The sequence below is a fragment of the Pseudomonas sp. LAM2023 genome (assembly GCF_016620375.1).
Classification (GTDB): domain Bacteria; phylum Pseudomonadota; class Gammaproteobacteria; order Pseudomonadales; family Pseudomonadaceae; genus Aquipseudomonas; species Aquipseudomonas anuradhapurensis.
Map to the genome: position 1 here is coordinate 330,409 of NZ_JAENHV010000015.1, position 25,129 is coordinate 355,537.

The window sequence follows — 25,129 nt, forward strand, 5'->3', positions numbered from 1 at the left end:
TTCGCGACCCTTTCGCGACACAAGGCCGCTCCTGCAACGACCGCGTCAGCCAAACGACCAAGCGCTTTGCTTCACATCCTAACCAAGGTCAGGTTGCAGATCAGCGTCACGCACCAGCCGCTCCAGCCCGACCAGGTCCGGCACCCGCGCCACCTGCTCGCCCACCTGCACCGCCGCCAGTTCCAGGCGGCCCAGTGCCACGTCCACATAGTTCAGCTGGCTGTCGAGCTTGCACGAGCGCGGGATGTCCTGCAGCAGCAGCGCCAGGTAACGCAGGCCGGTATCACCCAGGGCATTCAGCACCACGACACGGGCCCGCTCGCCGCAGGGGGTCTCGCCACCGCAGGCGGCCTCGAAGCCGATCAGCGGCAGGCGTTGCTGGCGCCAGTCGATCCAGCCCAGGTGCCAGGCCGGCTCGCCGCGCTGGCACAGCACGTTGCGCTGGCCGCTCAACTCGGCCACCGCGACATTGGGCAACACCAGGGTACGGTCACCCAACGGCAGCAACAGCCCGGTCAGGCTGCTGCGCTGGCCGGCGATCAGTTCAAGCATGGGCCTGGCTCCAGTGGGCGATGCTCTGCAGCAGGACCGATTCCTGATACGGCTTGCCAAGGTATTCATTGACGCCGATGGCCATGGCTCGGTCGCGGTGCTTCTGCCCGGTGCGCGAGGTGATCATGATGATCGGCAGGTCTTTCAGCCGCTCGTCGCGGCGGATGCGCGTGGCCACCTCGAAACCATCCATGCGCGGCATCTCGATATCCAGCAGCAGCACATCCGGGCGGTGCTCTTCCAGCAGGGCCATGGCATCGACCCCGTCCTTGGCCGTCAGCACGCTCATGCCGTGGCGCTCGAGCAGGCGGCTGGTGACCTTGCGCACGGTTACCGAGTCGTCCACCACCATCACCAGCAAGGCCCGCCGCGGTGCCGGCCCGAATACCTGGCGCTGGGCCGCACCACCACCCGGCAGGCGCGCCAGGCGCCGCTGCTGGCCACGCAACTGGCCCAACAAGTCGAGAATCAGCACCACACGGCCATCGCCCAGCAATGTCGCCCCCGACAAACCGGCAACCGCAGCAAACTGCGGCCCCAGGCTCTTCACCACGATTTCGCGGCTGGGCGACAGGGCGTCAGCCTGAATCGCGAACGATTGTTCCTGGGAATGCACCAGCAGCACCGGCAGCGGCACACTTTGCCCCAGCAAGGCCGGGCGCGGCATGCCTTGCAGCAGTTCGCCCAGATAACGCAACTCGTATTCATGGCCGGCGTACACATAGCGTGGCACGTCCAGTTGGTAGCATGCCGCCAGTTCAGCGGGCGGCACGCGGACGATGCCCTCGATGGTGTTCAGCGGGATGGCGTACTGCTCTTCACCCAGATGCACCATCAGCGCACGGTTGACCGACACGGTGAACGGCAGGCGAATCAGGAAGCGCGCGCCCTTGCCTGGGGCCGACTCGATGCTCATCGAGCCGCCCAGTTGCTTGACCTCTTCGTGGACCACGTCCATGCCCAGGCCGCGCCCGGAAATCTGGGTGATCTTCTCGGCAGTGGAAAAGCCTGGCCGAAGGATGAACTGGAGGATTTCGTGATCGCTCAAATGTGCCTGCGGGTCCAGCAGGCCGCGCTTGATGGCCTTGCGTCGCACCGCTTCCAGCGGCACGCCGGCACCGTCGTCGGTCATTTCGATGACGATGTCGGCGCCTTCGTGCAGTAGATTCAGGTGAATGGTGCCCTGCTCCGGCTTGCCAGCGGCCAGGCGCATTTCCCGGCTTTCCAGGCCGTGGTCGACGGCATTGCGCAGCATGTGCTCCAGCGGTGCCACCATGCGTTCGAGCACGCTGCGGTCCAGCTCGCCCTCGGCATTGCCGACCACCAGCTCGACCTGCTTGCCCAACTCGCTGGCCACCTGCCGCACCACGCGCTGCAAGCGCGGCACCAGGCGCTCGAAGGGCACCATCAGGGTAGCCGTAAGGCCTTCCTGCAACTGGCTGTTCACCCGCGCCTGCTGTTGCAGCAGGCTATGGGCCTCCTGGGCACGCTGGGCCAGGGTTTCCTTGAGGTCGAGCAGGTCCGAGGCAGACTCGAACAGGGCCCGCGACAGCTGCTGCAGCTGCGAATGACGGTCCATCTCCAGGGGGTCGAAGTCGTCATAGGCATCGCCTTCGAACTGCTGGCGGCTGGAAATCCGCCCCTGGGTCTCGATGTCCAGGCGCAGCAACTGGTCGCGCATGCGCTCGAGGGTGGTTTCCATCTCGTTGAGGGTGAACTGGGCATCGTTGACCTGCTGCTCGATGCGCCCACGGATGATCGAGTGTTCACCGGCCAGGTTGCCCAGTTCGTCGAGCAGCTCGGCATCGACCTTGACCATGTCGCCTGGCGCCCGCTCCGGTACCGCCGCTGGCGCCTCGCTGGCAGCGGCACCGACCGGCCCCTGGCCCGCAGCACTGTCGGTCAGCGCCGCGCTGCTGAAGTTGCGGATGTAGTCGATCAGCGCCGTGGCGGCATGCAGCGGCTGGCCCAGGCGCACGGCATCGAGCATGTGCGCCAGGCGGTCATGGCAGTTCTGCAACAGGGCGAACAGCGGCGCACTCGGCGGCAGGCGCCCCGCGGCCAACAGCTCGTAGAGAAACTCCAGCTCATGGGCCAGGTCGCCGATTGGCGCGATCTCGACCATGCGCGCCACACCTTTGAGGGTGTGCAGGTCGCGCAGGAGGTTGTCCACCTCGACGCTGCTACGCGGGTCGGCCTGCCAGCGGGCCAACGCCGCAGCAGCGCTCTCGACGATGTCCGAGCTTTCTTCAAGGAACACTTCCAGCAGCTCTGCGCCAGGGCTTTCCGGCTCTTCGACCAGCAACTCCGCCGCAGCCGGCGGCACAGGCTTGTGCGCCAGCCCCAGACCCAGGGTAGCGCCCAGGTCCATGTCCGGGTGCAGCGGCGTGACCGTGTCGATGCCAACCAGGCCAGTGGCCTCCGGCGCCAGGGCCTGGTCCAGCAGATTACGCAGGCTGTCGAGCAGCTCGGCGCGGGGTGCAATGTCCTGCCCGGCGGCCACCTCGTCAAGCATGTCCAGCAGGGCTTCATGGGCCCGCTGGGCCTGGGCGAAGAAGCGCGCATCGGCGGGCAGGCTGCCCTCCTCCACGGCACCGTACAGGTCGAGCAGGGCCTCGCACACATCGTCCATTTGCCGCAGGTCGGCCAGGTGTGCCGCGTGGCCCAAGGTGGTGAGCTGGTCGAGCAGGGTGTCCAACGGGTCGCGCTGGCCGGGCTGCTGACGCCAGCGCGACAGCAACGATTCGGCATCCAGCAGGGTATCCATGGCCTGGGCCAGGAAACTGGCCACCCGCTGCGGGTCACGCTTGCTGCGCCGCGCATGCTGCGGGTCGTCATGCAAGCTGGCCAGGCGTTCGTCCACCACCTGGCCGACCTGCTCGATCAGCTCGGCGGCGCCGGGGATGGCTGCCAGCGGCGTGCTGTCGAGTTGCGCCAGGCCCAGGTGAAACAGCGAGCGTGCGGCTTCCAGCCATTCGATCTCGGCCATTTGCAGCGGCAGCTGGTGGCCCTTGTATTCACGCGCCAGACGGTCGAAGGCAGTCGCCAGTTCGGCCACCGGCATCACTCCGGCCATGGCGGCGCTGCCTTTGAGCGTGTGCAACGCACGCTGCAGGCCATCGCTGACCGGCGTGTCGTGGTCGCCGGCATCGCGCAGGAAAGCATCCAGGCTGGCCAGGTGGCCCTGCGCCTCGCTGCGGAAGATGTCCAGCAATTGCGGGTCGAGGCCGCCCAGGTCCGCTGCCAACGGCGCAGCGTTTTCGGCCAGGGCATGCAGGTGCCCGGCCAGTTGCTCGATTTCGCTCAGTTGCGGCAACTGGCCGGCGGCAAAATCGGCCAGCAGGTCGGGCAGGTGGACGAACACCCGTTGCAAGGCCACCACGCCTTCCGGGCTGAGCACGCTGCGGCCCTCGAGCACCCGGTTGAGCAGATGCTCGGCGCCCCAGGCCAGCTCGGCCACCGCCTCGGCATGGACCATGCGGCCACTGCCCTTGAGCGTATGCAGCGCACGGCGCATTTCCTTCAATGCCTCGTGCTGCTGGTTGTCGGCCCGCCAGCGCAGCCAGTGGCGCTCGATTTCCGGCAACAGTTCACCGGCTTCGTCGAGAAACACCTCGCGCAGCTCATCGTCGATGCCATCGGCGCTACCATCGTGGCTTGCAGTGGCATCGACCTGGGTGCACTGCACGCCCAGCGTCGCCAGGCTGGCGCGGGCCATGTCGATGAACGGCTGGGCATCCGCCAACGGGTCGGCCACTCGCCACTGCAGGTAGCATTCGGCTGCGCTCAAGGCCTCGGCCAGGTGCGTCAGCTCATCGGCTGGCGGCTCTACCTCCAGGTGCTGCAGCCAGCGCTGTACATAACTGGCGCAGCCTTCGAACAGCTCGGCCACGGTCGGCAGCATCAACATCGCCAGCGCCCCGCGAACCTGCTGCAACAGCCCCGGCAAAGGTTGCAGGCGTTGCCGCGGCCAACCGGACTCCAGGCAATCGCCGATCAGGTCCTTGGCCTGTTGCAGCACGTTCAGTGCCTCGTTCAACACCAGTTGGCGGATCTCGGCGAGGTCCGAGCCCGGCAGGCCGCCCTGGCCGTTTTCCTCCAGCGGGCCGACCATGCCGTTAAGCGTAGCCTCGACGTACAGCAGCGCCCCCGCCACGTCCATCAACACCGCGTCATCCACTGCTCGCTCGCCCTGGGCCAAAGCCTGCAGCGCCAGCACCTGGTCGATAATCACCCGACGCGGCTGCTGGAAACCCAGCACCGCCAAGGTGTCGGCCACGTGGCGCAGGGGGGCCAGCAGGGCATCCAGCTGCTCGCTGTGCTGGCGGTCGCCACGCACGAACTGGTCCAGGCGCTCCTTGATGCGCATCAGGTCGTCACACAGCGCGGTCACCACCGAGCGCAGGGCATCGCGGCCCGGTCCGGCTTGCATCTGCTCACGCCAGTTACCCAGCGACAGGTCGAGGTTGGCCAGGTCGTCGGCGCCGGCAAAGCGCTGAGTGGCGCCGCTGATCAGGCTGGCCTGCGCCAACGGTTCCTCGCCACGGCACGCGCGCAGCTGATTGAGCAGCGGCAGCATCACCAGCGGCAGGTCGTGGCGGGCACCGCGCAGGCGTTCCAGGTACGACGGCAGTTGCTCCAGACCACGAAACAAAGCGCCCAGGCAATCACCCCGGGGGCTGACCTGGCCTTCGGCCAAGGCCTTGGCGAACAATTCCAGTTCCTCGGCCAGGCGGGTGGCACCGCGCAGTTCGAGCATGCGCAGGCAACCGTGCACCTGGTGCAGGTTGTCGACCACGAAGGCCAGCATCGACAGGTCGCCCGGTTCCCCGGCAAAGCGCTCCAGCGCCTGGCGCGCCTGGGCCAGGCAGTCGAGGATGGCGGCCTTGGTCCAGGCCAGCGCCACGGTATCGTGGCGTTCGGGGCTTATTGCAGCTACGGCCATTGGCATTCCTCAGCGCGGCGCTTCACTAGGGCTCGTCATGGGCTCTGCAGGTGGCGGCAGGGTGAACCCGGACACCGAACGACGCATCTCGCTGGCCATGCGAGCCAGGTGGCGGATACTGTCGGCAGTGGCGCTGGAGCCGGCGGAGGTTTGTGCGGTGATCTGCTGGATCACCGCCATGGTGTGGGAAATCTGCCCGGCCGACGAAGTCTGCAACTGGGCAGCGTCGGAAATACTGTGGATAAGGTCGGCGAGGTTCTGCGAAACCCCTTCGATCTCGGCCAGGGCAACGCCCGCATCCTGGGCCAGGCGCGCACCGCGTACCACTTCGGCGGTGGTCTGTTCCATGGAGATCACCGCCTCGTTGGTGTCGGCCTGGATAGTGCGTACCAGCGCCTCGATCTGTCGGGTGGCCGAAGATGAACGTTCCGCCAGGCGCTGCACTTCATCGGCGACCACGGCAAAACCCCGCCCGGCCTCACCGGCCAGCGAGGCCTGGATCGCCGCGTTGAGGGCAAGAATGTTGGTCTGGTCGGCAATGTCGTCGATCAGGCTGACGATATCGCCGATTTCCTGGGAGGACTCGCCCAGGCGCTTGATCCGCTTGGCGGTGTCCTGGATCTGCTCGCGAATGTTGTCCATGCCATTGATGGTGTTGTGCACCACCTCGTTGCCCTTGTTGGCGATCGCCACCGAGCGCTCGGCCACCTTCGCCGACTCGTAGGCGTGGGCCGAAACCCGATCGATCGACTCGACCATGTCGCCGACTGCCTCGGACGCCTCGCTGATCTGCTCGGCCTGGTGTTCCGAGGCCTTGGCCAGCTGGCGAGCAGTGTTCTGCGTGTCCTGTACGGCGGCGGCGACCTGCAACGCACTGTGGTTGATGGTAGCGACCAGGTCGCGCAGCTGGTCGACCGAATAATTGATCGAATCGGCGATGGCGCCGGTAAAGTCTTCGGTTACCGACACAGTCACGGTCAGGTCGCCGTCGGCCAGTTCTTCGATTTCATCGAGCAGGCGCATGATCGCCTGCTGGTTGCGTTCGTTCTTCTCCGCCGTCTCGCGCAGCTGGCGGTTGGTGGTGCGCACCATGACCAGGCCGATGAGGATGATCGAGGCCAGCGCCAGCAAGCCGAGGATGTAGCCGCCAACGGTGTCGAGGGTACGCCCGCCGGCCAGGTTCTCGAAGCCGTTGGCCAGGTGCGAGGCCTCGTCGAGCAGGGTTTGCGACAGGCTGAACAGGTTGCCTGCGGCTTCACGTACCCGGAACAGCTCGGGCGAGGTTTCCAGGATCTCGTCCACGGAGCCGGCGACGAACTGGAACAGTTCGGCGATTTCGGCCAGGCGCGTGCGGGCGTCGGCATCCTCGACGCGGGTCACCTGGATTGCCGCGTTACCGTTGAGCATGCCCTCCAGCACCTGGCCAAAGCGCCCGGCATCGCGACCAAAGGCGTCGGCCGCCTGGGCTGCGCTGTCGTCGCCGGCCAGCACGGTGTTGACCGAGCCGAGGATGCGTTCGGCCAGCAGCAGTTGGCGCTGGGCCACCGCCACCTGGCTGGCCGGGGCCCCGCTCTGCAGCAGGATCTCCACCACCTTTTCGTATTCCACCTGCAACTGCGGCACGGTCTCGGCCAGGGTCGCCGCCACCTGGTGCAGCGACAGCACGGTCTGTTCGCTGGCCAGGATGGTGTCGGTGTTCCTGCGCAGGTTTTCCCAGTCACGGCGTACCGCTTCCATCTCGTCACGCACCGCCGGTGGTGCCGGTGGCAGGCCGGTGGACTTGTCACCTTCGCGCAGGTAACCCCAGCGCCGTTCGAAATCGTTGCGCGAGTCCGACAGCAGCTTGAACGCCAGCGCCTTGCCGGTGGCGGCTTCGGTCGCATTCTTGGCGATACGTTGCGACAGCACGCGCAATTCGCCGGCATGGCCGATGTACTGCTTGTCGTAGTTGGACTGGGTGTTGAGGTAGGCGAAGTTGGCGAACAGCAGGATGATCGACAGGATCAGGATCAGGAACAGTACGGTGATCTGCGCAATGCTGCGGGTACGTGGGGTCACGGTGGTCGCGGTGACGGGAGGGGCAGGCTTGTTCACGTTCGCAGGTCCTATAACGCCACATCGAGAAAGCCCGGCGCCTGGGCCAGGGCGAAGGGGCTGAAGATCGCCCAGTTGCGTTCACGCGGGAAGTGCCCCTGCACGAAGGGCGCAGCGGCGTGGATCAGCGGTTGCGGTGGCGACAACTGCAGGCTGTCCAGGGCAAAGTGCTGCAGGCCCAGGACTTCGTCCACCAGCAGGCCGACGAACAGGTCATCGTGGTCCAGCACCAGCACCCGCCGCTGCTTGCCCGGGGCGGCCTGGCCCAGGCCAAAGAAGCTGCTCAGGTCCATCACCGGCAGCAGCCGACCACGCAGGTTGGCCACCCCGCACACCCACGGTTGCACGCCGGGTACACGGCTACTGCGCGGTTCGCGCAGCACCTCGGCGACCTCGCCCATCGGCGCCACGAACCACTGGCCGGCAATACGGAAGCCGATGCCGCTCCACTGTTGCAGGCGCTGGTCCTGCGGCGGCTGGTCGGCGACCAGCAGGCGGCAGCGCCGGTCGATGTCCAGCAACAACTCGAAGGCGGTCAGCGACGCGCCCTGCGGGCGGGTGGTCAAGCCCCCAGCACCTCTTTGAGCTTGGCGATCAAGGCGTCCTCCTCCACCGGTTTGGTGAGGAAGTCACGGGCGCCCTGGCGCGTAGCCCAGACCCGGTCGGTTTCCTGGTCCTTGGTGGTAACCACGATCACCGGGATGGCGCTGGTTTCCGGGTCCTTGCTGAGCTGCCGGGTAGCCTGGAAGCCGTTCATGCCGGGCATGACGATGTCCATCAGCACCGCGTCTGGCTTGTCCTGCCGGGCCAGGGCCACGCCATCGGCACCGTTGTTGGCCTTGAGCACCTGGAAGCCGTGCTTTTCCAGCCATCCGGTCAATCGGTACATCTCTGTCGGCGAGTCGTCGACAATCAGAACTCGGGCCATGCTGTTTCCCCATCAGGAAAGAAAGACCGTGCCATGGCGGGGCGCAGTCAGGGTGCGTGTTGTTGAGCTGCGGCGAAACCGGGCACGTGGGCACGGATCGCATCGAGCAATTCTTCCTTGCTGAACGGCTTGGTCAGGAACTGGTCGGACCCGACCACCCGGCCGCGGGCCTTGTCGAACAGGCCGTCACGCGACGACAGCAGGATGACCGGGGTGTCCTTGAAGGCACTGTTGTGCTTTATCACCGCACAGGTCTGGTAGCCGTCCAGGCGCGGCATCAGCACATCGACGAAGATGATGCTGGGCTGGTGGTCGACGATCTTGGCCAGGGCATCGAAGCCATCGCTGGCGGTGATCACCTCGCAGCCCGCTTCGCCGAGCAACATCTGTGCGGTGCGGCGGATCGTGCGCGAATCGTCGATCACCATCACCTTCAGGGGTTGTTCCATCTGTTGGGCTACCGTCGCTGATAATGCGGAAATCGTAGGGCCGCTGCGCGCCCCTATCGCGACGCAAGGCCGCTCCTACAAGGGACCGCGATCTCCTGTAGGAGCGGCCTTGCGTCGCGATAGGGTTGCGCAGCAGCCCCAAAGGCCTGTTGCACAGCGCTATGACTGGCATTTTTAGCACACTCCGGGTGCCCGTTCCATCTACCACGCCCCTTGACCAGCGGCGTTCACGGCGCCACCCTGAGCCACTTTACTTTCGATCTACCGCGGCCACGCGCCGCCAAGAGGAACCACCCCATGAGCGTTCGCCTCGGCATTGTCATGGACCCCATCGCGTCCATCTCCTACAAGAAGGACAGCTCGCTGGCCATGCTGCTGGCCGCCCAGGCACGCGGCTGGAGCCTGTTCTACATGGAGCAGCGCGACCTGTACCTGGGTGCCGGCCAGGCCCGCGCGCAAATGCGCCCGCTGAAGGTGTTCGCCGACCCGGCCCGCTGGTTCGAGCTGGGCGAGGAGCAGGACAGCGCACTGGCCGAGCTGGACGTGGTGCTGATGCGCAAGGACCCGCCCTTCGACATGGAGTTCGTCTACAGCACCTACCTGCTGGAACAGGCCGAGCGCGAGGGTGTGCTGGTGGTCAACCGCCCGCAGAGCCTGCGCGACTGCAATGAGAAGCTGTTCGCCACGCAGTTCCCGCAATGCATGGCGCCGACCCTGGTCAGCCGCCGCGTCGACATCTTGCGCGAATTCGCCGATAGCCGTGGCGACGTGATCCTCAAGCCGCTGGACGGCATGGGCGGAGCCTCGGTGTTCCGCCACCGCAAGGAGGACCCCAACCTGTCGGTCATCCTCGAAACGCTGACCCAGCACGGCAACCAGCAGATCATGGCCCAGGAATACCTGCCGCAAATCAAGGATGGCGACAAGCGCATCCTGATGATCGACGGCGAGCCAGTCGACTACTGCCTGGCGCGCATCCCGGCCAGCGGCGAGACCCGTGGCAACCTGGCGGCCGGTGGCCGTGGCGAGGCGCGCCCATTGACCGAGCGCGACCGCTGGATTGCCGCCCAGGTCGGCCCTGCCCTGCGCGAAAAGGGCCTGCTGTTCGTCGGCCTGGATGTGATCGGCGACTACCTCACCGAAATCAACGTCACCAGCCCCACCTGCATCCGCGAGATCGACGCGGCCTACAACACCGACATCGGTGGCAAGCTGATGGATGCCATTGATCGCAAGCTCAAGGCGCGCTGACCGCCGACGCGGAGCAAATGCGCGGAGTGGGGTATGATGCCGGTCCTTTTCGACTGAGCTGCTGCCCCGCCCTGCGGTTGCTGGATACCTGATGACGCTGCCTGCCGACATCCCCGCCGACCTGCTGCCACCGCGCGTTCGCCCGGTGGATCGGCTTGGCTTTACCCTGTTCCTGGCTGCCCTGGTGCACCTGGCGCTGATCCTTGGCGTGGGTTTCACCGTGGTCAAGCCAGCGGAAATCCGCCAGACCATGGACATCACCCTGGCCTCGTTCAAGAGCGAGAAGCGGCCGGAAAAGGCCGATTTCCAGGCCCAGGACAACCAGCAGGGTAGCGGCACCCTGGACAAGAAGGCGGTACCCACCACCACCGAGGTGGCGCCGTTCCAGGACAGCAAGATCAACAAGGTCACCCCGCCGCCTGCGGCCAAGCCCGAAGTGGCGCCCCCGCCGGTGCCGGAAAAATCCGCTGTGGCGACCAAGGCGCCGAAAGCGCAGAAGGTCGAGCCCAAGCCCAAGGAAAGCAAGCCGCAACCCAAACCCGCAGCCGCCACGCCGGAGTTCGACAGTTCGCAACTGTCGAGCCAGATCGCCAGCCTCGAAGCCGAGCTGTCCAACGAACAGCAGATGTATGCCAAGCGCCCGCGCATCCATCGCCTGAATGCCGCATCGACCATGCGCGACAAGGGCGCCTGGTACAAGGAAGAGTGGCGCAAGAAGGTCGAGCGGGTGGGCAACCTCAACTACCCCGAGGAGGCGCGGCGGCAGCAGATCTACGGCAACCTGCGGATGATGGTGTCGATCAACCGCGATGGCTCATTGTACGAGGTGCTGGTGCTGGAGTCGTCCGGGCAGCCGGTGCTCGACCAGGCGGCCCAGCGCATCGTGCGGCTGGCGGCGCCGTTCGCGCCGTTTACTGGCGACCTGGCCGAGTTCGACCGGCTGGAAATCATCCGCACTTGGCGCTTTGCCCGCGGGGACCGTTTGTCCAGTAACTGAGCATTGTCGCTGGACACGGGAACGGGTTGGTACGGATATCGAGCGCCGCCCGCGCGGTGCATCGCGAGCAGGCGGCGTCAGGCCTGACAGACGCCAAGCCCCTAACGCCCGAACCAAAACGACGACACAAATCCGCACCTTGTCAGCCTCGCCACCTGGCGCCACACTATCCTCCATGAAAAACCTCACGCCGAGCTACCTCAAGCATCAGTTTCTGATCGCCATGCCGCACATGGCCGATCCGAACTTCGCCCAGACCCTCACGTACATCGTCGAGCACAACGCCCATGGCGCCATGGGGCTGGTGGTGAATCGGCCACAGGAACTCAACCTGGCCGACATCCTCGAACAGTTGCGCCCGGACGAAGCGCCGCCAGCCAGCACCCTGCAGGTGCCGATCTACCAAGGCGGCCCGGTGCAGACCGACCGTGGCTTCGTGCTGCATAGCAGCGAATGCAGCTACCAGGCCACCGTCGAACTCCAGGGCCTGTCACTGTCCACTTCGCAGGATGTGCTGTTCGCCATCGCCGAAGGCGTGGGGCCGCAGAAGAGCCTGATTACCCTGGGTTATGCCGGCTGGGAACCGGGCCAGCTGGAAGCCGAGCTTGCCGACAATGCCTGGCTCAACTGCCCGTTCGACCCGGAAATCATCTTCGGCCTGGCCAGCGACCTGCGCCTGGAAGCCGCAGCCGCCAGCCTGGGCATCAACCTGAACCTGCTGACCAGTCAGGCGGGCCACGCCTGATGGCCGAACTGCAGCCCGAACCACGCCTGCTGCTGGGTTTCGACTACGGCAGCAAACAGATCGGCGTAGCCGTCGGCCAGGTAGTCACCGGCCAGGCCCGCGAGCTGTGCACCTTGAAGGCACAGAATGGTGTGCCGGACTGGACCCAGGTAGAAAAGCTGATTGTCGAGTGGAAGCCTGATGCCATCGTTGTCGGCCTGCCGCTGAACATGGATGGCACCCCCAGCGAAATGAGCGCCCGCGCAGAAAAATTCGCCCGCCGCCTGAACGGCCGTTTCAACCTGCCGGTGCACACCCACGACGAGCGCCTGACCACCTTCGAGGCCAAAGGCGAGCGCATGGCCCGTGGCGGCCAGCGCGGCAGCTACCGTGACAACCCGGTCGATGCCATTGCTGCCGCACTGTTGCTGCAAGGCTGGCTGGAGGCCAACACCTGATCATCTTTGCCGCCGGGCCAGCCCGGCGCACCCTTCCAAGGAGCCCGCAATGAGCCTACCCAATCCCGCCGAGCTGATTCGGCAGATGGCTGTCGACCTTCGCGCCCACCTGGCCCGCCGGGCAATTGCCGAGCCACGCTATATCGGTATCCGCACGGGCGGCGTCTGGGTCGCCCAGGCCCTGCAGGAAGCCATGGGCGACAGCAGCCCCATGGGCACCCTGGACGTCTCGTTCTACCGCGACGACTTCAGCCAGAACGGCCTGCACCCCCAGGTGCGCCCGTCCGAACTGCCATTCGAGGTCGAGGGCCAGCACCTGGTGCTGGTGGATGATGTGCTGATGAGTGGCCGCACGGTGCGCGCCGCGCTCAATGAACTGTTCGACTACGGCCGCCCGGCCAGCGTCACCCTGGTCTGCCTGCTGGACCTGGATGCCGGTGAACTGCCTATCCGCCCGAATGTGCTCGGCGCCACCCTGTCCCTGGCGGCCCATGAACGGGTAAAATTGACCGGACCCGCACCGCTCGCCCTCGAGCGCCAGGACCTCGCCAACGCTTCCGCCCTTTAAGAGTCCCCCCCGCGATGACGCCAATCGACGCCAAGCGCCCGCTGCAGCTCAATGATCAGGGCCAGCTGCGCCACTTCCTCTCGCTCGACGGTTTGCCCCGCGAACTGCTCACCGAGATCCTCGACACCGCCGACTCCTTCCTCGAAGTTGGTGCCCGGGCCGTGAAGAAAGTCCCGTTGCTGCGCGGCAAGACCGTGTGCAACGTGTTCTTCGAGAACTCGACCCGTACCCGTACTACCTTCGAATTGGCAGCCCAGCGCCTGTCGGCCGACGTGATCAGCCTGAACGTGTCGACTTCCTCGACCAGCAAGGGCGAAACCCTGTTCGACACCCTGCGCAACCTCGAAGCCATGGCCGCCGACATGTTCGTGGTACGCCACTCGGACTCCGGTGCCGCGCACTTCATCGCCGAGCACGTGTGCCCCGAGGTTGCGGTGATCAACGGCGGTGATGGCCGCCATGCGCACCCGACCCAGGGCATGCTCGACATGCTCACCATTCGTCGCCACAAAGGCAGCTTCGAGAACCTGTCGGTGGCGATCGTCGGTGACATCCTGCACTCGCGCGTAGCCCGCTCCGACATGCTCGCACTCAAGGCGCTGGGCTGCCCGGACATTCGCGTGGTCGGCCCGAAAACCCTGATTCCCGTGGGTATCGAGCAGTACGGGGTGAAGGTCTACACCGACCTCGCCGAAGGCCTGAAGGACGTCGATGTGGTGATCATGCTGCGCCTGCAGCGTGAGCGCATGGCCGGCGGCCTGCTGCCCAGCGAAGGCGAGTTCTACCGCCTGTTCGGCCTGACCACCGCGCGCCTGGCCGGCGCCAAGCCCGATGCCATCGTCATGCACCCCGGCCCGATCAACCGCGGTGTGGAAATCGAGTCGGCGGTGGCCGATGGCAAGCATTCGGTGATCCTCAACCAGGTCACCTACGGTATCGCCGTGCGCATGGCCGTGCTGTCCATGGCCATGAGCGGGCAGAACGCGCAACGTCAATTCGAGCAGGAGAACGCCCAGTGACCGTCAGTATTCTCGGCGCCCGGGTCATCGACCCGAACAGTGGCTTCGACCAGGTCACCGACCTGCACCTCGACGGCGGTCGCATTGCCGCCATCGGCGCCGCCCCGGCCGGGTTCAACGCCAGCCGCACGATCCACGCCGCCGGCCTGGTCGCCGCGCCTGGCCTGGTAGACCTCGGCGTGTCGCTGCGCGAGCCGGGCTACAGCCGCAAAGGCAACATCGCCAGCGAAACCCGCGCTGCCGTGGCTGGCGGGGTCACCAGCCTGTGCTGCCCACCGCAGACCAGGCCGGTGCTGGACACTTCGGCGGTGGCCGAGCTGATCCTTGACCGCGCCCGCGAGGCCGCCAACAGCAAGGTCTACCCGATCGGCGCCCTGACCAAGGGCCTGGAAGGCGAGCAGCTGGCCGAGCTGGTGGCCCTGCGCGACACCGGCTGCGTGGCCTTCGGCAACGGCCTGAAGGAAATCCCCAACAACCGTACCCTGGCGCGCGCCCTGGAATACGCTGCCACCTTCGACCTGACCGTGGTGTTCCACTCCCAGGACCGCGACCTGGCCCAGGGCGGCCTGGCCCATGAAGGTGCCATGGCCAGCTTCCTCGGCCTGCCGGGCATCCCGGAAACCGCCGAGACCGTGGCCCTGGCACGCAACCTGCTGCTGGTGGAGCAGACTGGCGTACGTGCGCACTTCACCCAGATCACCAGCGCCCGAGGCGCGCGGCTGATCGAGCAGGCCCAGCAGCTAGGCCTGCCGGTGACCGCTGACGTAGCGTTGTACCAGCTGATCCTCACCGACGAATCGCTGCGTGAGTTCTCCAGTCTCTACCACGTGCAACCACCGCTGCGCACCGCTGCCGACCGTGACGGCCTGCGCGAGGCAGTGAAGTCGGGGGTGATCCAGGCGATTTCCAGCCATCACCAGCCACACGAGCGCGACGCCAAGCTGGCCCCGTTCGGTGCCACCGAGCCGGGCATCAGCAGCGTCGAACTGCTGCTGCCACTGGCCATGACCCTGGTGCAGGACGGCCTGCTCGACCTGCCAACCCTGCTGGCACGCCTGAGCAGCGGCCCAGCAGCGGCCCTGCGCCTGCCGGCCGGCGAGCTGAAGGCGGGCGGCGCCGCCGACCTGGTGCTGTTCGACCCGCAAGCTTCGACCGTGGCTGGCGAGCAGTGGTTCTCGCGAGGCGAGAACTGCCCGTTCATCGGCCACTGCCTGCCGGGTGCGGTGCGGTATACCTTGGTCGACGGGCATGTCTGCCACGAGGCCTGAGTAAAAGCCATTCGCGGGCACGCCCGCTCCCACAGCAGATCACTGTCCCCTGTGGGAGCGGGCATGCCCGCGAATGCCCTTGCACGGTGCCCCCTGCCAAGCGCGACCATTCATCCCCTACGGTTGAAATCTTTCCCCCCACCCCCATATGAGTCTGCATCAGGCACTTTCGCCCCGCTGCGTGGAGACTCTCCCTTGACCACCATCGTTTCTGTCCGCCGTAATGGCAAAGTCGTCATGGGCGGCGACGGCCAGGTATCCCTCGGCAACACCGTGATGAAAGGCAACGCCAAGAAGGTGCGCCGCCTGTACCACGGCCAGGTCATCGCGGGCTTCGCCGGCGCCACCGCCGATGCGTTCACCCTGTTCGAGCGCTTCGAAGGCCAGCTGGAAAAACACCAGGGTCACCTGGTCCGTGCTGCCGTCGAACTGGCCAAGGAATGGCGTACCGACCGCTCCCTGAGCCGCCTGGAAGCCATGCTGGCGGTAGCCAACAAGGATGCCTCGCTGATCATTACCGGCAACGGCGACGTGGTCGAACCCGAAGACGGCCTGATCGCCATGGGTTCCGGCGGTGCATACGCCCAGGCCGCTGCACGCGCCCTGCTGAACAAGACCGACCTTTCCGCCCGGGAAATCGCCGAGACCGCCCTGAACATCGCTGGCGACATCTGCGTCTTCACCAACCACAACCTGACCATCGAGGAGCAGGACCTGGCCGAGTGATTCAGCTGTTCTGGCGCCCCCGCCCGGTGCGGGGGCTTTTCCACGCTGACTCATCTGCCCAAGGACCCAACTGATCATGTCCATGACCCCCCGCGAGATCGTCCACGAACTCAACCGCCACATCATCGGCCAGGATGACGCCAAGCGCGCCGTGGCCATTGCCCTGCGCAACCGCTGGCGGCGCATGCAGCTCCCTGCCGAGCTGCGTGCCGAAGTAACGCCGAAGAACATCCTGATGATCGGCCCTACCGGCGTCGGCAAGACCGAAATCGCCCGCCGCCTGGCCAAGCTGGCCAATGCGCCGTTCCTCAAGGTCGAGGCCACCAAGTTCACCGAAGTGGGCTACGTCGGCCGCGACGTCGAGTCGATCATCCGCGACCTGGCCGATGCCGCGCTGAAAATGCTGCGTGAGCAAGAAATCATCCGCGTGCGCCACCGCGCCGAAGATGCCGCCGAAGATCGCATCCTCGATGCCCTGTTGCCACAGGCACGGGTCAGCAGCTTTGCCGAGGAAGCCGCGCAGACCAGCACCGATTCCAACACCCGCCAGCTGTTCCGCAAGCGCCTGCGCGAAGGCCAGCTGGACGACAAGGAAATCGAGATCGAAGTCGCCGATGCCGTGGGCGTCGAAATTGCCGCGCCGCCCGGCATGGAAGAAATGACCAACCAGTTGCAGAGCCTGTTCGCCAACATGGGCAAAGGCAAGCGCAAGGCCCGCAAGCTGAAGGTCAAGGAAGCGCTGAAGATGGTTCGCGACGAAGAAGCGAGCCGCCTGGTCAACGAGGAAGAACTCAAGGCCAAGGCCCTGGAAGCGGTCGAGCAGCACGGCATCGTGTTCATCGACGAAATCGACAAGGTTGCCAAGCGCGGCAACGTTGGCGGCGCCGACGTGTCCCGCGAAGGCGTGCAGCGTGACCTGCTGCCGCTGATCGAAGGCTGCACCGTCAATACCAAGCTGGGCATGGTCAAGACCGACCACATCCTGTTCATTGCCTCGGGTGCGTTCCACCTGAGCAAGCCGAGCGACCTGGTGCCGGAGCTGCAAGGCCGCCTGCCGATCCGCGTGGAACTCAAGGCCCTGACCCCGGAAGACTTCGAGCGTATCCTGCAGGAGCCGCACGCGTCGCTGACCGAACAGTACCAGGCCCTGCTGAAGACCGAAGGGCTGAACATCGAGTTCCTGGCGGACGGCATCAAGCGCCTGGCCGAAATCGCCTACCAGGTCAACGAGAAGACCGAGAACATCGGTGCCCGCCGCTTGCACACCTTGCTCGAGCGCCTGCTCGAAGAGGTGTCGTTCAGTGCCGGCGACCTGGCCAGCACCCATGACGAAGCGCCGATCCAGATCGACGCGGCCTATGTGAACAGCCACCTGGGTGAGCTGGCGCAGAACGAAGACCTGTCGCGTTACATCCTGTAAAAACGGCGTCGACTGCTTCGCGGGCACGCCCGCTCCCACAGGATCACCACAGACCCAAAGCATGTGATGATCCTGTGGGAGCGGGCGTGCCCGCGAAGAGGCCCTTGAATCCCTCCATCATAAGCTGGAAGCTTGCTTCATCAGCTCCCGAGAGATTCTGCCCATGGCCCGCCTGCCCACCGCCATCAACCTGCACAAAGCCTCGAAAACCCTCAGCCTCACCTATGCCCCCGGCGAGGTCTACCACCTGCCCGCCGAATTCCTGCGCGTGCACTCCCCCTCCGCCGAGGTCCAGGGCCACGGCAACCCCATCCTGCAGTTCGGCAAGATCAACGTCGGCCTCAGCGGCCTGGAGCCTGCCGGCCAATATGCACTGAAACTGGTCTTCGACGACGGCCATGACAGCGGCCTGTTCACCTGGGAATACCTCGAACAGCTGTGCCTGCGCCAGGAACAACTGTGGGCCGAGTACCTCGACGAGCTGCACAAGGCCGGCAAATCCCGCGACCCCGCCGAGTCGGTGGTCAAACTGATGCTCTAGCGCAAGGGCCCCGGGGTTTAGAGCGCATTTTCTAGAATCATCTGTTTGAATGCCCTACAGACAGCCCAATGAAGGGCTGTCTTGCGCATTACATGAAAGTCGGGTAACCAATGGGGAGTGGCAAGTTCCCTGCATCACCTTGCAGGTAATCAGCACCCTCGCAGCACCGCTGTTCCTTATCACTGGTCACCCGAGTAGCAGTACCGGGCTCAGCACTGTGCACCCGTCACAGCAAACCGGTACTCGTCTCAGGACAACGGAGCGTCGTAGATGAGTAACAAGAACAACGATGAGCTGCAGCGGCAAGCCTCGGAAAACACCCTGGGGCTGAACCCGGTCATCGGTATTCGTCGCAAGGACCTGTTGAGTTCGGCACGTACCGTGCTGCGCCAGGCCGTGCGCCAACCGCTGCACAGCGCCAAGCATGTGGCCCACTTCGGCCTGGAGCTGAAGAATGTGCTGCTGGGCAAATCCAGCCTGGCCCCGGAAAGCGATGATCGTCGCTTCAACGACCCGGCCTGGAGCCACAACCCGCTCTACCGCCGCTACCTGCAGACCTACCTGGCCTGGCGCAAGGAGCTGCAGGACTGGATCGGCAGCAGCGACCTGTCACCCCAGGACATCAGCCGCGGCCAGTTCGTCATCAACCTGATGACCGAGGCCATGGCGCCGACCAATACCCTGTCCAACCCCGCGGCGGTCAAGCGCTTCTTCGAAACCGGCGGCAAGAGCCTGCTGGACGGCCTGTCCAACCTGGCCAAGGACGTGGTCAACAACGGTGGCATGCCCAGCCAGGTGAACATGGATGCCTTCGAAGTGGGCAAGAACCTGGGCACCAGCGAAGGTGCCGTGGTGTACCGCAACGATGTGCTGGAGCTGATCCAGTACAGCCCGATCACCGAGCAGGTACACGCCCGCCCGCTGTTGGTGGTGCCGCCGCAGATCAACAAGTTCTATGTGTTCGACCTGAGCCCGGAAAAGAGCCTGGCGCGCTACTGCCTGCGCTCGCAGCAACAGACCTTCATCATCAGCTGGCGCAACCCGACCAAGGCCCAGCGCGAATGGGGCCTGTCGACCTACATCGATGCGCTCAAGGAAGCCGTCGACGCGGTGCTGGCGATTACCGGCAGCAAGGACCTGAACATGCTCGGCGCCTGTTCCGGCGGCATTACCTGCACCGCCCTGGTGGGCCACTATGCCGCCCTGGGCGAGAACAAGGTCAATGCCCTGACCTTGCTGGTAAGCGTGCTGGACACCACCGTGGATACCCAGGTGGCGCTGTTCGTCGACGAGCAGACCCTGGAGGCCGCCAAGCGCCACTCCTACCAGGCCGGCGTGCTCGAAGGCAGCGAGATGGCCAAGGTGTTCGCCTGGATGCGCCCCAACGACCTGATCTGGAACTACTGGGTCAACAACTACCTGCTTGGCAACGAGCCGCCGGTGTTCGACATCCTGTTCTGGAACAACGACACCACGCGCCTGCCGGCCGCCTTCCATGGCGACCTGATCGAAATGTTCAAGAGCAACCCGCTGACCCGCCCCAATGCCCTGGAAGTGTGTGGCACACCGATCGACCTGAAGCAGGTGCAATGCGACATCTTCAGCGTGGCCGGCACCGCTGACCACATCACTCCGTGGCAGTCGTGCTACCGCTCGGCGCACCTGTTCGGCGGCAAGATCGAATTCGTGTTGTCCAACAGCGGGCATATCCAGAGCATCCTCAACCCGCCGGGCAACCCCAAGGCGCGCTTCATGACCGGTGCCGACCGCCCGGGTGACCCGCTGGCCTGGCAGGAAAATGCCACCAAGCATGCCGACTCGTGGTGGCTGCACTGGCAAGGCTGGCTGGCCGAGCGCGCCGGTGAGCTGAAGAAGGCGCCGACGCGCCTGGGCAACCGGGCCTACGCCGCCGGCGAAGCCGCCCCGGGTACGTACGTTCACGAGCGTTGAGCTGCAGCGCCGTGGCCACCTGCGGGCGCCACGGTGTTCATTCACCCAAGAGTCATGCGCATGCCGCAACCCTATATCTTCAGGACTGTAGAGCTGGATAACCAGTCCATCCGTACCGCCGTCCGCCCGGGCAAGCCGCACCTGACGCCGTTGCTGATCTTCAACGGTATCGGCGCCAACCTGGAGCTGGTGTTCCCGTTCATCGAAGCACTGGACCCGGACCTGGAAGTGATCGCCTTCGATGTACCCGGGGTCGGCGGTTCGTCAACGCCTCGCCACCCGTACCGGTTCCCCGGGCTGGCCAAGCTCACGGCACGGATGCTGGATTACCTCGATTACGGCCAGGTCAACGTCATCGGCGTGTCCTGGGGCGGTGCCCTGGCCCAGCAGTTCGCCCACGACTACCCCGAACGCTGCAAGAAGCTGGTGCTCGCTGCTACCGCCGCCGGTGCCGTGATGGTGCCAGGCAAGCCCAAGGTGCTGTGGATGATGGCCAGCCCGCGCCGCTACGTACAACCGTCGCACGTTATCCGCATTGCGCCGCTGATCTATGGCGGTGGCTTCCGGCGCGATCCGGACCTGGCCATGCAGCATGCCGCCAAGGTGCGCTCCGGGGGCAAGATGGGTTACTACTGGCAACTGTTCGCCGGGCTTGGCTGGACCAGCATCCACTGGCTGCACAAGATCCAGCAGCCAACCCTGGTACTGGCCGGTGACGACGACCCGCTGATCCCGCTGATCAACATGCGCCTGTTGGCCTGGCGGATTCCCAATGCCCAGCTACACATTATCGACGACGGTCATCTGTTCCTGATCACCCGGGCCGAGGCCGTCGCCCCGATCATCATGAGTTTCCTTCAGCAAGAACGACAGCGCGCCGTCATGCACCCTCGCCCGGCTTCGGGCGGGTAGATCGATGCGGCCTTGTTCGCGGGCGCGCCCGCTCCCACAGGGACGGCGCTGAACCTGTGGGAGCGGGCATTGCCCGCGAAGGTCTCGACAGCGAAACGGCTCAGACGAGGGAGTGTTGCCATGAAAGACAAACCGGCCAAAGGAACGCCAACGCTTCCCGCCACCCGCATGAATGTGCAGAACGCCATCCTCGGCCTGCGCGGGCGTGACCTGTTGTCCACGTTGCGCAATGTCAGCCGCCATGGCCTGCGCCACCCGCTGCATACCGCCCACCATCTACTGGCCCTGGGCGGCCAACTGGGTCGCGTGCTGCTGGGGGACACGCCTTACCAGCCGAACCCGCGCGACCCACGCTTCAACGATCCTACTTGGAGCCAGAATCCGTTCTACCGCCGCGGCCTGCAGGCCTATCTGGCCTGGCAGAAGCAGACCCGCCTGTGGATCGAGGAAAGCTATCTGGACGACGATGACCGGGCGCGGGCGCACTTTCTGTTCAATCTGGTCAACGACGCCCTGGCACCAAGCAACTCGCTGCTCAACCCGCTGGCGGTGAAGGAACTGTTCAATACCGGCGGGCAGAGCCTGGTGCGCGGCGTGGCCCACCTGCTCGACGACCTGCGCCACAACGACGGCCTGCCCCGCCAGGTGGACGAGCGCGCCTTTGAAGTGGGCGGCAACCTGGCAGCTACACCTGGCGCAGTGGTGTTTCGCAACGACTTGCTGGAGCTGATCCAGTACAAGCCGATGAGCGAAAAACAACATGCACGCCCGCTGTTGGTGGTACCGCCGCAAATCAACAAGTTCTATATCTTCGACCTGGGCCCGACCAACAGCTTCGTGCAATACATGCTCAAGAGCGGCCTGCAGGTATTCATGGTCAGCTGGCGCAACCCCGAACCGCGCCACCGCGAATGGGGCTTGTCCAGTTACGTGCAAGCGCTGGAAGAGGCACTCAACGCCTGCCGCAGCATCAGCGGCAATCGCGACCCCAACCTGATGGGTGCCTGCGCCGGCGGCCTGACCATGGCCGCGCTGCAAGGCCACCTGCAGGCCAGGCACCAGCTGCGCCGGGTGCGCAGCGCCACCTACCTGGTAAGCCTGCTGGACAGCAAGTTCGAAAGCCCCGCCAGCCTGTTCGCCGACGAACAAACCATCGAGGCCGCCAAGCGCCGCTCTTACCAGCGTGGCGTGCTGGACGGCGCCGAGGTGGCACGGATATTCGCCTGGATGCGGCCCAATGACCTGATCTGGAATTACTGGGTCAACAACTACCTGCTCGGCAAGACGCCACCGGCGTTCGACATCCTCTACTGGAACGCTGACAGCACGCGCCTGCCCGCTGCGCTGCATGGCGACCTGCTGGACTTCTTCAAGCTCAACCCGCTGACCCATCCGGCCGGTCTGGAGGTGTGCGGTACGCCCATCGACCTGCACAAGGTCGACCTGGACAGTTTCACCGTCGCCGGCAGCAACGACCACATCACCCCGTGGGACGCGGTATACCGCTCGGCCTTGCTGCTGGGTGGCGACCGGCGTTTCGTGCTGGCCAACAGCGGGCATATCCAGAGCATCATCAACCCGCCTGGCAACCCCAAGGCCTATTACCTGGCGAACCCCAAGCTGCCCGGCGACCCGCGCGCCTGGTTCCACGACGCCAAGCGCAGCGAAGGCAGCTGGTGGCCGTTGTGGCTGGACTGGATCACCCCGCGCTCCGGCCCGCTCAAGGCACCGCGCAGCGAGCTGGGCAATGCCACATACCCACCGCTGGGGCCCGCACCGGGTACCTACGTGATGACCCGCTGAGCCTGCCGACGGGATGAAGACTCGCGACCGTATCCTCGAGTGCGCCTTGCAGCTGTTCAATCAGCAGGGCGAGCCGAACGTATCCACCCTGGAGATCGCCAACGAACTGGGCATCAGCCCGGGCAACCTGTACTACCACTTCCACGGCAAGGAGCCCTTGGTACTGGGCCTGTTCGAGCGCTTCGAAGAGGCGCTGATGCCCTTGCTCGACCCACCGCTCGAGGTGCGCCTGGACGCCGAAGACTACTGGCTGTTCCTGCACCTGATCGTCGAACACATGGCGCAGTACCGATTTCTGTTCCAGGACCTGTCGAACCTGACCGGGCGCCTGCCCAAGCTGGCGCGCGGCATGCGCAGCCTGATCAACGCGCTCAAGCGTACGCTCGCAGCGTTGCTGGCCAGCCTCAAGGGCCAGGGGCAGGTCGAAAGCGAGACCCAGGCGCTGGGGCAACTGGTGGAGCAGATCACCCTGACCCTGATGTTCTCGCTGGATTATCAGCGCGTGCTGGGGCGCGAGGGGGACGTGGGTATTGTGGTGTATCAGGTGATGATGCTGGTGGCGCCGCATTTGCAGGCGCAGGCGCGAGCGGCGGCGGAGCAGTTGGCGGTGCGGTATCTGGAGGGGTAACAATGATGCCAGCCAACTGAGTCCTCCCGTTTGACTGGGGCTGCTTTGCAGCCCTTCGCGGGCTCGCCCGCTCCCACAGGGATCGCACAAACCAAGGGCTCTGCGATAAACCTGTGGGAGCGGGCATGCCCGCGAAGCAGGCGACGCGGTATCAGATCAGGGGACCGGTGCCCGCTGGTGCCGACGGCGTGCTGCTGACCGGGGCAGCGGCAGGTGCCGGAGCTGCGGTCGCGGCCGGGGCGGCGCTGGCCGCTGGGGCTGCTGGCTTGGCGGCTGCCGGTTTGGCCGGGGCTTTTTTCACCGCAGGCTTCTTCACCGCAGGCTTCTTCGCCGCAGCAGGCTTGGCCGCTGCCGGTTTGGCGGCTGGCTTGGCCGCAGCAACCTTGGCCGCAGGCTTGGCTGCCGGTTTGGCCGCTGCGGTTTTTGCCGCAGGCTTGGCTGCCGCTTTGGCCAGTGGCTTGGCCGCCGCCTTGCTCGCAGCCGGTTTGGCAGCAGCGGTGCGCGACGAAATCGGCGTAACCGAAGCACCGGTCAGCTTCTCGATCTGCTTGGTCAGGCTGTCCACCTGCTGGTGCAGGGCCTTGATCTCGTTGCGGCTCGGCACACCCAGGCGCGAAATGGCGCTGTTCAGGCGCTTGTCGAAAGCCTCTTCGAGTTCGCTCCATTTGCCCAATGCACGGTCCTTCACGCCAGACACCCGCGAAGTGGTCGAAGACTTGGCAGTCTCGGCAACATCTTCAGCGGTTTTCTTCGCCTGCTTCTCGGCCTTCTCGCCATCCTTCACCAGCGAGTCGAACAGCTTCGGGCCGTCCTGGTCGATCTTCGAATAGATACCCAGCCCCGCCAGCCAGATCTTGCGGGAGTATTTCTCGATCCCGCCGACCCAGGAGCTGCCTTCTTTTTCGGTGTTCTTCTTGCCAGCCATCCTGCTCTCCTTATGGTTTGTGCGCGACGCGCTCGAGCAGCTCATGCAGCTGTTCAAGCTTGATGGACAACGCCTCAACGTCATGTTTAGACGGAATGCCCAGGCGATTCAAGGCGCGCCCTACCCGTGCGTCGAAAGCTTTTTCGATTTTGTCGAGTTGAATTTCGACCCGCCCTGGGACACGGCTAACGGCCTGGGTCGCTTCATCGATCTGGTTGTTGGCCGCGTCCAGTTGTTTGTCGATACGCTTCTTGCCACGTTTCTCGACACCTTCACCGGCCTTGACCAGCTCGTTGAAATAGTCGGAGCCTTCCTGGCCCACGCGTGCATAGGCGCCGATACCCGCCAGCCAGATCTTGCGCGCGTAGCCACGCACTTCGCCCAGCGTACCCGGGGCGTCGTCCTTTTTCTTCACAGTCACTTTGGCCATGCTCTGTACCTCATGCTCATGAGTGGGGGGGGAACCGCCCATGGAGGTTGGGCTTGAGCACAAGATAGAGAGGGAAATTAGAATCTTCACCCTAGGTTCTGGGTGAAAAGTCTTGAGACGAAGGTCAGGCAAGGCGAAAACAGCCGAGGAAGCGGAGTTTACGGGTTGTAAATGAGCATTCCGAGGCTGTTTTCAACGCAGCACCACCGAGTATCAAGGCTTTTCACACAGAGCCTAAGGTGACTGCAGGGCTCGGCAAACGATCAGGCCAGGGCCTTGTCCAGTGCCCGCTCGATCTCGCCCTTGATCGTGCCGCTCATCATCGACAGCATCATGCCGAGCTTCAGCTCTACGCGGATGCTGTCTTCGCCGATATGCACGCTGCCGTTGGCACCACTGCGCGCCACATCGACCCGGTCGCCGTTCCAGGTCGCCTTGAGGTCGTATTCCCGGACCAGCCTGTCTACCAGCGCTTCGGCCTTGGCACGGGCGGCATCGCGGCCGAGGGAGTGTTTGCGTTCGACGCTGATCTGAGTCATGC

At 65.1% G+C, this 25,129-nt stretch carries 22 protein-coding genes and 2 pseudogenes; 14 read left to right on the top strand and 10 right to left on the bottom strand.

Going from position 1 to position 25,129, the window contains the following annotated elements:
• Nucleotides 1-78 precede the first annotated feature (78 nt).
• Genes JKP78_RS07145 through JKP78_RS07170 form a run of 6 tightly spaced genes read right to left on the bottom strand, consistent with a single transcriptional unit; the run spans nucleotide 79 to nucleotide 8,968 of the window.
• Entirely contained in the window at nucleotides 79-552 is a 474-nt protein-coding gene (locus JKP78_RS07145; protein WP_170033174.1) for a chemotaxis protein CheW, read from the bottom strand.
• A complete protein-coding gene (locus tag JKP78_RS07150; protein WP_200626387.1) occupies nucleotides 545-5,497 on the bottom strand; it encodes a hybrid sensor histidine kinase/response regulator in 4,953 nt (1,650 codons plus the stop codon). Before JKP78_RS07150 ends, JKP78_RS07145 begins: the two co-directional genes overlap by 8 nt.
• A gap of 9 nt (nucleotides 5,498-5,506) precedes the next feature.
• On the bottom strand, nucleotides 5,507-7,555 hold the full coding sequence (locus JKP78_RS07155; RefSeq protein ID WP_225931978.1) for a methyl-accepting chemotaxis protein: 2,049 nt from the start codon (nucleotides 7,553-7,555) through the stop codon (nucleotides 5,507-5,509).
• Between the two features lie 47 nt (nucleotides 7,556-7,602).
• Nucleotides 7,603-8,157 (bottom strand): chemotaxis protein CheW, encoded by a 555-nt coding sequence (locus JKP78_RS07160; protein WP_186672370.1) that lies wholly within the window; start codon nucleotides 8,155-8,157, stop codon nucleotides 7,603-7,605.
• Nucleotides 8,154-8,519, bottom strand: a complete 366-nt coding sequence (pilH, locus tag JKP78_RS07165; protein ID WP_170033182.1) for a twitching motility response regulator PilH — start codon at nucleotides 8,517-8,519, stop codon at nucleotides 8,154-8,156. The genes JKP78_RS07160 and pilH overlap by 4 nt, the downstream gene beginning before the upstream one ends.
• Nucleotides 8,520-8,566: 47 nt before the next feature.
• A complete protein-coding gene (locus JKP78_RS07170; RefSeq protein ID WP_003257770.1) occupies nucleotides 8,567-8,968 on the bottom strand; it encodes a response regulator in 402 nt (133 codons plus the stop codon).
• A 297-nt stretch (nucleotides 8,969-9,265) separates the two neighbouring features.
• On the opposite strand from JKP78_RS07170, the gene gshB reads away from it, so the two are divergent.
• The 14 genes from gshB (at nucleotide 9,266) to JKP78_RS07240 (ending at nucleotide 23,233) form a co-directional block, all read left to right on the top strand.
• Nucleotides 9,266-10,219 carry a glutathione synthase gene (gene gshB / locus JKP78_RS07175; RefSeq protein WP_186684348.1) on the top strand — a complete coding sequence of 318 codons (954 nt, stop codon included), beginning with the start codon at nucleotides 9,266-9,268 and terminating at the stop codon, nucleotides 10,217-10,219.
• 91 nt (nucleotides 10,220-10,310) lie between these two features.
• Entirely contained in the window at nucleotides 10,311-11,216 is a 906-nt protein-coding gene (locus JKP78_RS07180; RefSeq protein WP_170033188.1) for an energy transducer TonB, read from the top strand.
• Between the two features lie 175 nt (nucleotides 11,217-11,391).
• A complete protein-coding gene (locus tag JKP78_RS07185; RefSeq protein WP_186684346.1) occupies nucleotides 11,392-11,961 on the top strand; it encodes a YqgE/AlgH family protein in 570 nt (189 codons plus the stop codon).
• Nucleotides 11,961-12,398 carry a Holliday junction resolvase RuvX gene (gene ruvX, locus JKP78_RS07190; RefSeq protein WP_186684345.1) on the top strand — a complete coding sequence of 146 codons (438 nt, stop codon included), beginning with the start codon at nucleotides 11,961-11,963 and terminating at the stop codon, nucleotides 12,396-12,398. The genes JKP78_RS07185 and ruvX overlap by 1 nt, the downstream gene beginning before the upstream one ends.
• A 49-nt stretch (nucleotides 12,399-12,447) precedes the next feature.
• Nucleotides 12,448-12,966 (top strand): bifunctional pyr operon transcriptional regulator/uracil phosphoribosyltransferase PyrR, encoded by a 519-nt coding sequence (gene pyrR / locus JKP78_RS07195; RefSeq protein WP_186684344.1) that lies wholly within the window; start codon nucleotides 12,448-12,450, stop codon nucleotides 12,964-12,966.
• Nucleotides 12,967-12,980: 14 nt separating this feature from the next.
• A complete protein-coding gene (locus JKP78_RS07200; protein WP_186684343.1) occupies nucleotides 12,981-13,985 on the top strand; it encodes an aspartate carbamoyltransferase catalytic subunit in 1,005 nt (334 codons plus the stop codon).
• Nucleotides 13,982-15,253 carry a dihydroorotase gene (locus JKP78_RS07205; RefSeq protein ID WP_186684342.1) on the top strand — a complete coding sequence of 424 codons (1,272 nt, stop codon included), beginning with the start codon at nucleotides 13,982-13,984 and terminating at the stop codon, nucleotides 15,251-15,253. The genes JKP78_RS07200 and JKP78_RS07205 overlap by 4 nt, the downstream gene beginning before the upstream one ends.
• Before the next feature lie 195 nt (nucleotides 15,254-15,448).
• Nucleotides 15,449-15,979, top strand: a complete 531-nt coding sequence (gene hslV, locus JKP78_RS07210) for an ATP-dependent protease subunit HslV (protein ID WP_025340909.1) — start codon at nucleotides 15,449-15,451, stop codon at nucleotides 15,977-15,979.
• 76 nt (nucleotides 15,980-16,055) lie between these two features.
• Nucleotides 16,056-17,399 carry an ATP-dependent protease ATPase subunit HslU gene (gene hslU / locus JKP78_RS07215; RefSeq protein ID WP_015272084.1) on the top strand — a complete coding sequence of 448 codons (1,344 nt, stop codon included), beginning with the start codon at nucleotides 16,056-16,058 and terminating at the stop codon, nucleotides 17,397-17,399.
• Between the two features lie 163 nt (nucleotides 17,400-17,562).
• A complete protein-coding gene (locus JKP78_RS07220) occupies nucleotides 17,563-17,940 on the top strand; it encodes a gamma-butyrobetaine hydroxylase-like domain-containing protein (protein WP_085621741.1) in 378 nt (125 codons plus the stop codon).
• 270 nt (nucleotides 17,941-18,210) lie between these two features.
• Complete coding sequence (gene phaC, locus JKP78_RS07225; RefSeq protein ID WP_200626389.1) at nucleotides 18,211-19,890, top strand: class II poly(R)-hydroxyalkanoic acid synthase; 1,680 nt, start codon at nucleotides 18,211-18,213, stop codon at nucleotides 19,888-19,890.
• Nucleotides 19,891-19,950: 60 nt separating this feature from the next.
• Nucleotides 19,951-20,802 (top strand): poly(3-hydroxyalkanoate) depolymerase, encoded by an 852-nt coding sequence (gene phaZ / locus JKP78_RS07230; protein ID WP_170033204.1) that lies wholly within the window; start codon nucleotides 19,951-19,953, stop codon nucleotides 20,800-20,802.
• Nucleotides 20,803-20,922: 120 nt separating this feature from the next.
• Nucleotides 20,923-22,605: a class II poly(R)-hydroxyalkanoic acid synthase gene (gene phaC / locus JKP78_RS07235; protein WP_200626391.1), complete on the top strand. Its 1,683-nt coding sequence runs from the start codon at nucleotides 20,923-20,925 to the stop codon at nucleotides 22,603-22,605.
• A 13-nt stretch (nucleotides 22,606-22,618) separates the two neighbouring features.
• Complete coding sequence (locus JKP78_RS07240; protein WP_170033208.1) at nucleotides 22,619-23,233, top strand: TetR/AcrR family transcriptional regulator; 615 nt, start codon at nucleotides 22,619-22,621, stop codon at nucleotides 23,231-23,233.
• A gap of 172 nt (nucleotides 23,234-23,405) precedes the next feature.
• Here the strand turns inward: JKP78_RS07240 and JKP78_RS25395 are convergent.
• The 4 genes and pseudogenes from JKP78_RS25395 to JKP78_RS07255 all read right to left on the bottom strand — a co-directional run.
• Nucleotides 23,406-23,741: pseudogene (locus JKP78_RS25395) on the bottom strand (hypothetical protein); the annotation flags it as partial.
• A 30-nt stretch (nucleotides 23,742-23,771) separates the two neighbouring features.
• Nucleotides 23,772-24,242, bottom strand: a pseudogene (locus JKP78_RS25400) (phasin family protein); the annotation flags it as partial.
• The gene (locus JKP78_RS07250) at nucleotides 24,169-24,588 is read right to left on the bottom strand and encodes a phasin family protein (protein WP_085621735.1); all 420 of its coding nucleotides are present in this window, start codon (nucleotides 24,586-24,588) and stop codon (nucleotides 24,169-24,171) included. The gene JKP78_RS07250 and the pseudogene JKP78_RS25400, both read right to left, overlap by 74 nt.
• A gap of 263 nt (nucleotides 24,589-24,851) precedes the next feature.
• Entirely contained in the window at nucleotides 24,852-25,127 is a 276-nt protein-coding gene (locus JKP78_RS07255) for a polyhydroxyalkanoic acid system family protein (RefSeq protein ID WP_186672329.1), read from the bottom strand.
• Between the last annotated feature and the right edge of the window lie 2 nt (nucleotides 25,128-25,129).

Bases quoted from the DNA above. Each gene is read 5' to 3' on its own strand.
- JKP78_RS07145 (WP_170033174.1), bottom strand. From the start codon at position 552: ATGCTTGAACTGATCGCCGGCCAGCGCAGCAGCCTGACCGGGCTGTTG.
- JKP78_RS07150 (WP_200626387.1), bottom strand. From the start codon at position 5,497: ATGGCCGTAGCTGCAATAAGCCCCGAACGCCACGATACCGTGGCGCTG.
- pilH (WP_170033182.1), bottom strand. From the start codon at position 8,519: ATGGCCCGAGTTCTGATTGTCGACGACTCGCCGACAGAGATGTACCGA.
- JKP78_RS07170 (WP_003257770.1), bottom strand. From the start codon at position 8,968: ATGGAACAACCCCTGAAGGTGATGGTGATCGACGATTCGCGCACGATC.
- gshB (WP_186684348.1), top strand. From the start codon at position 9,266: ATGAGCGTTCGCCTCGGCATTGTCATGGACCCCATCGCGTCCATCTCC.
- JKP78_RS07180 (WP_170033188.1), top strand. From the start codon at position 10,311: ATGACGCTGCCTGCCGACATCCCCGCCGACCTGCTGCCACCGCGCGTT.
- JKP78_RS07185 (WP_186684346.1), top strand. From the start codon at position 11,392: ATGAAAAACCTCACGCCGAGCTACCTCAAGCATCAGTTTCTGATCGCC.
- ruvX (WP_186684345.1), top strand. From the start codon at position 11,961: ATGGCCGAACTGCAGCCCGAACCACGCCTGCTGCTGGGTTTCGACTAC.
- pyrR (WP_186684344.1), top strand. From the start codon at position 12,448: ATGAGCCTACCCAATCCCGCCGAGCTGATTCGGCAGATGGCTGTCGAC.
- JKP78_RS07200 (WP_186684343.1), top strand. From the start codon at position 12,981: ATGACGCCAATCGACGCCAAGCGCCCGCTGCAGCTCAATGATCAGGGC.
- hslU (WP_015272084.1), top strand. From the start codon at position 16,056: ATGTCCATGACCCCCCGCGAGATCGTCCACGAACTCAACCGCCACATC.
- JKP78_RS07220 (WP_085621741.1), top strand. From the start codon at position 17,563: ATGGCCCGCCTGCCCACCGCCATCAACCTGCACAAAGCCTCGAAAACC.
- phaC (WP_200626389.1), top strand. From the start codon at position 18,211: ATGAGTAACAAGAACAACGATGAGCTGCAGCGGCAAGCCTCGGAAAAC.
- phaZ (WP_170033204.1), top strand. From the start codon at position 19,951: ATGCCGCAACCCTATATCTTCAGGACTGTAGAGCTGGATAACCAGTCC.
- phaC (WP_200626391.1), top strand. From the start codon at position 20,923: ATGAAAGACAAACCGGCCAAAGGAACGCCAACGCTTCCCGCCACCCGC.
- JKP78_RS07240 (WP_170033208.1), top strand. From the start codon at position 22,619: ATGAAGACTCGCGACCGTATCCTCGAGTGCGCCTTGCAGCTGTTCAAT.
- JKP78_RS07250 (WP_085621735.1), bottom strand. From the start codon at position 24,588: ATGGCCAAAGTGACTGTGAAGAAAAAGGACGACGCCCCGGGTACGCTG.
- JKP78_RS07255 (WP_186672329.1), bottom strand. From the start codon at position 25,127: ATGACTCAGATCAGCGTCGAACGCAAACACTCCCTCGGCCGCGATGCC.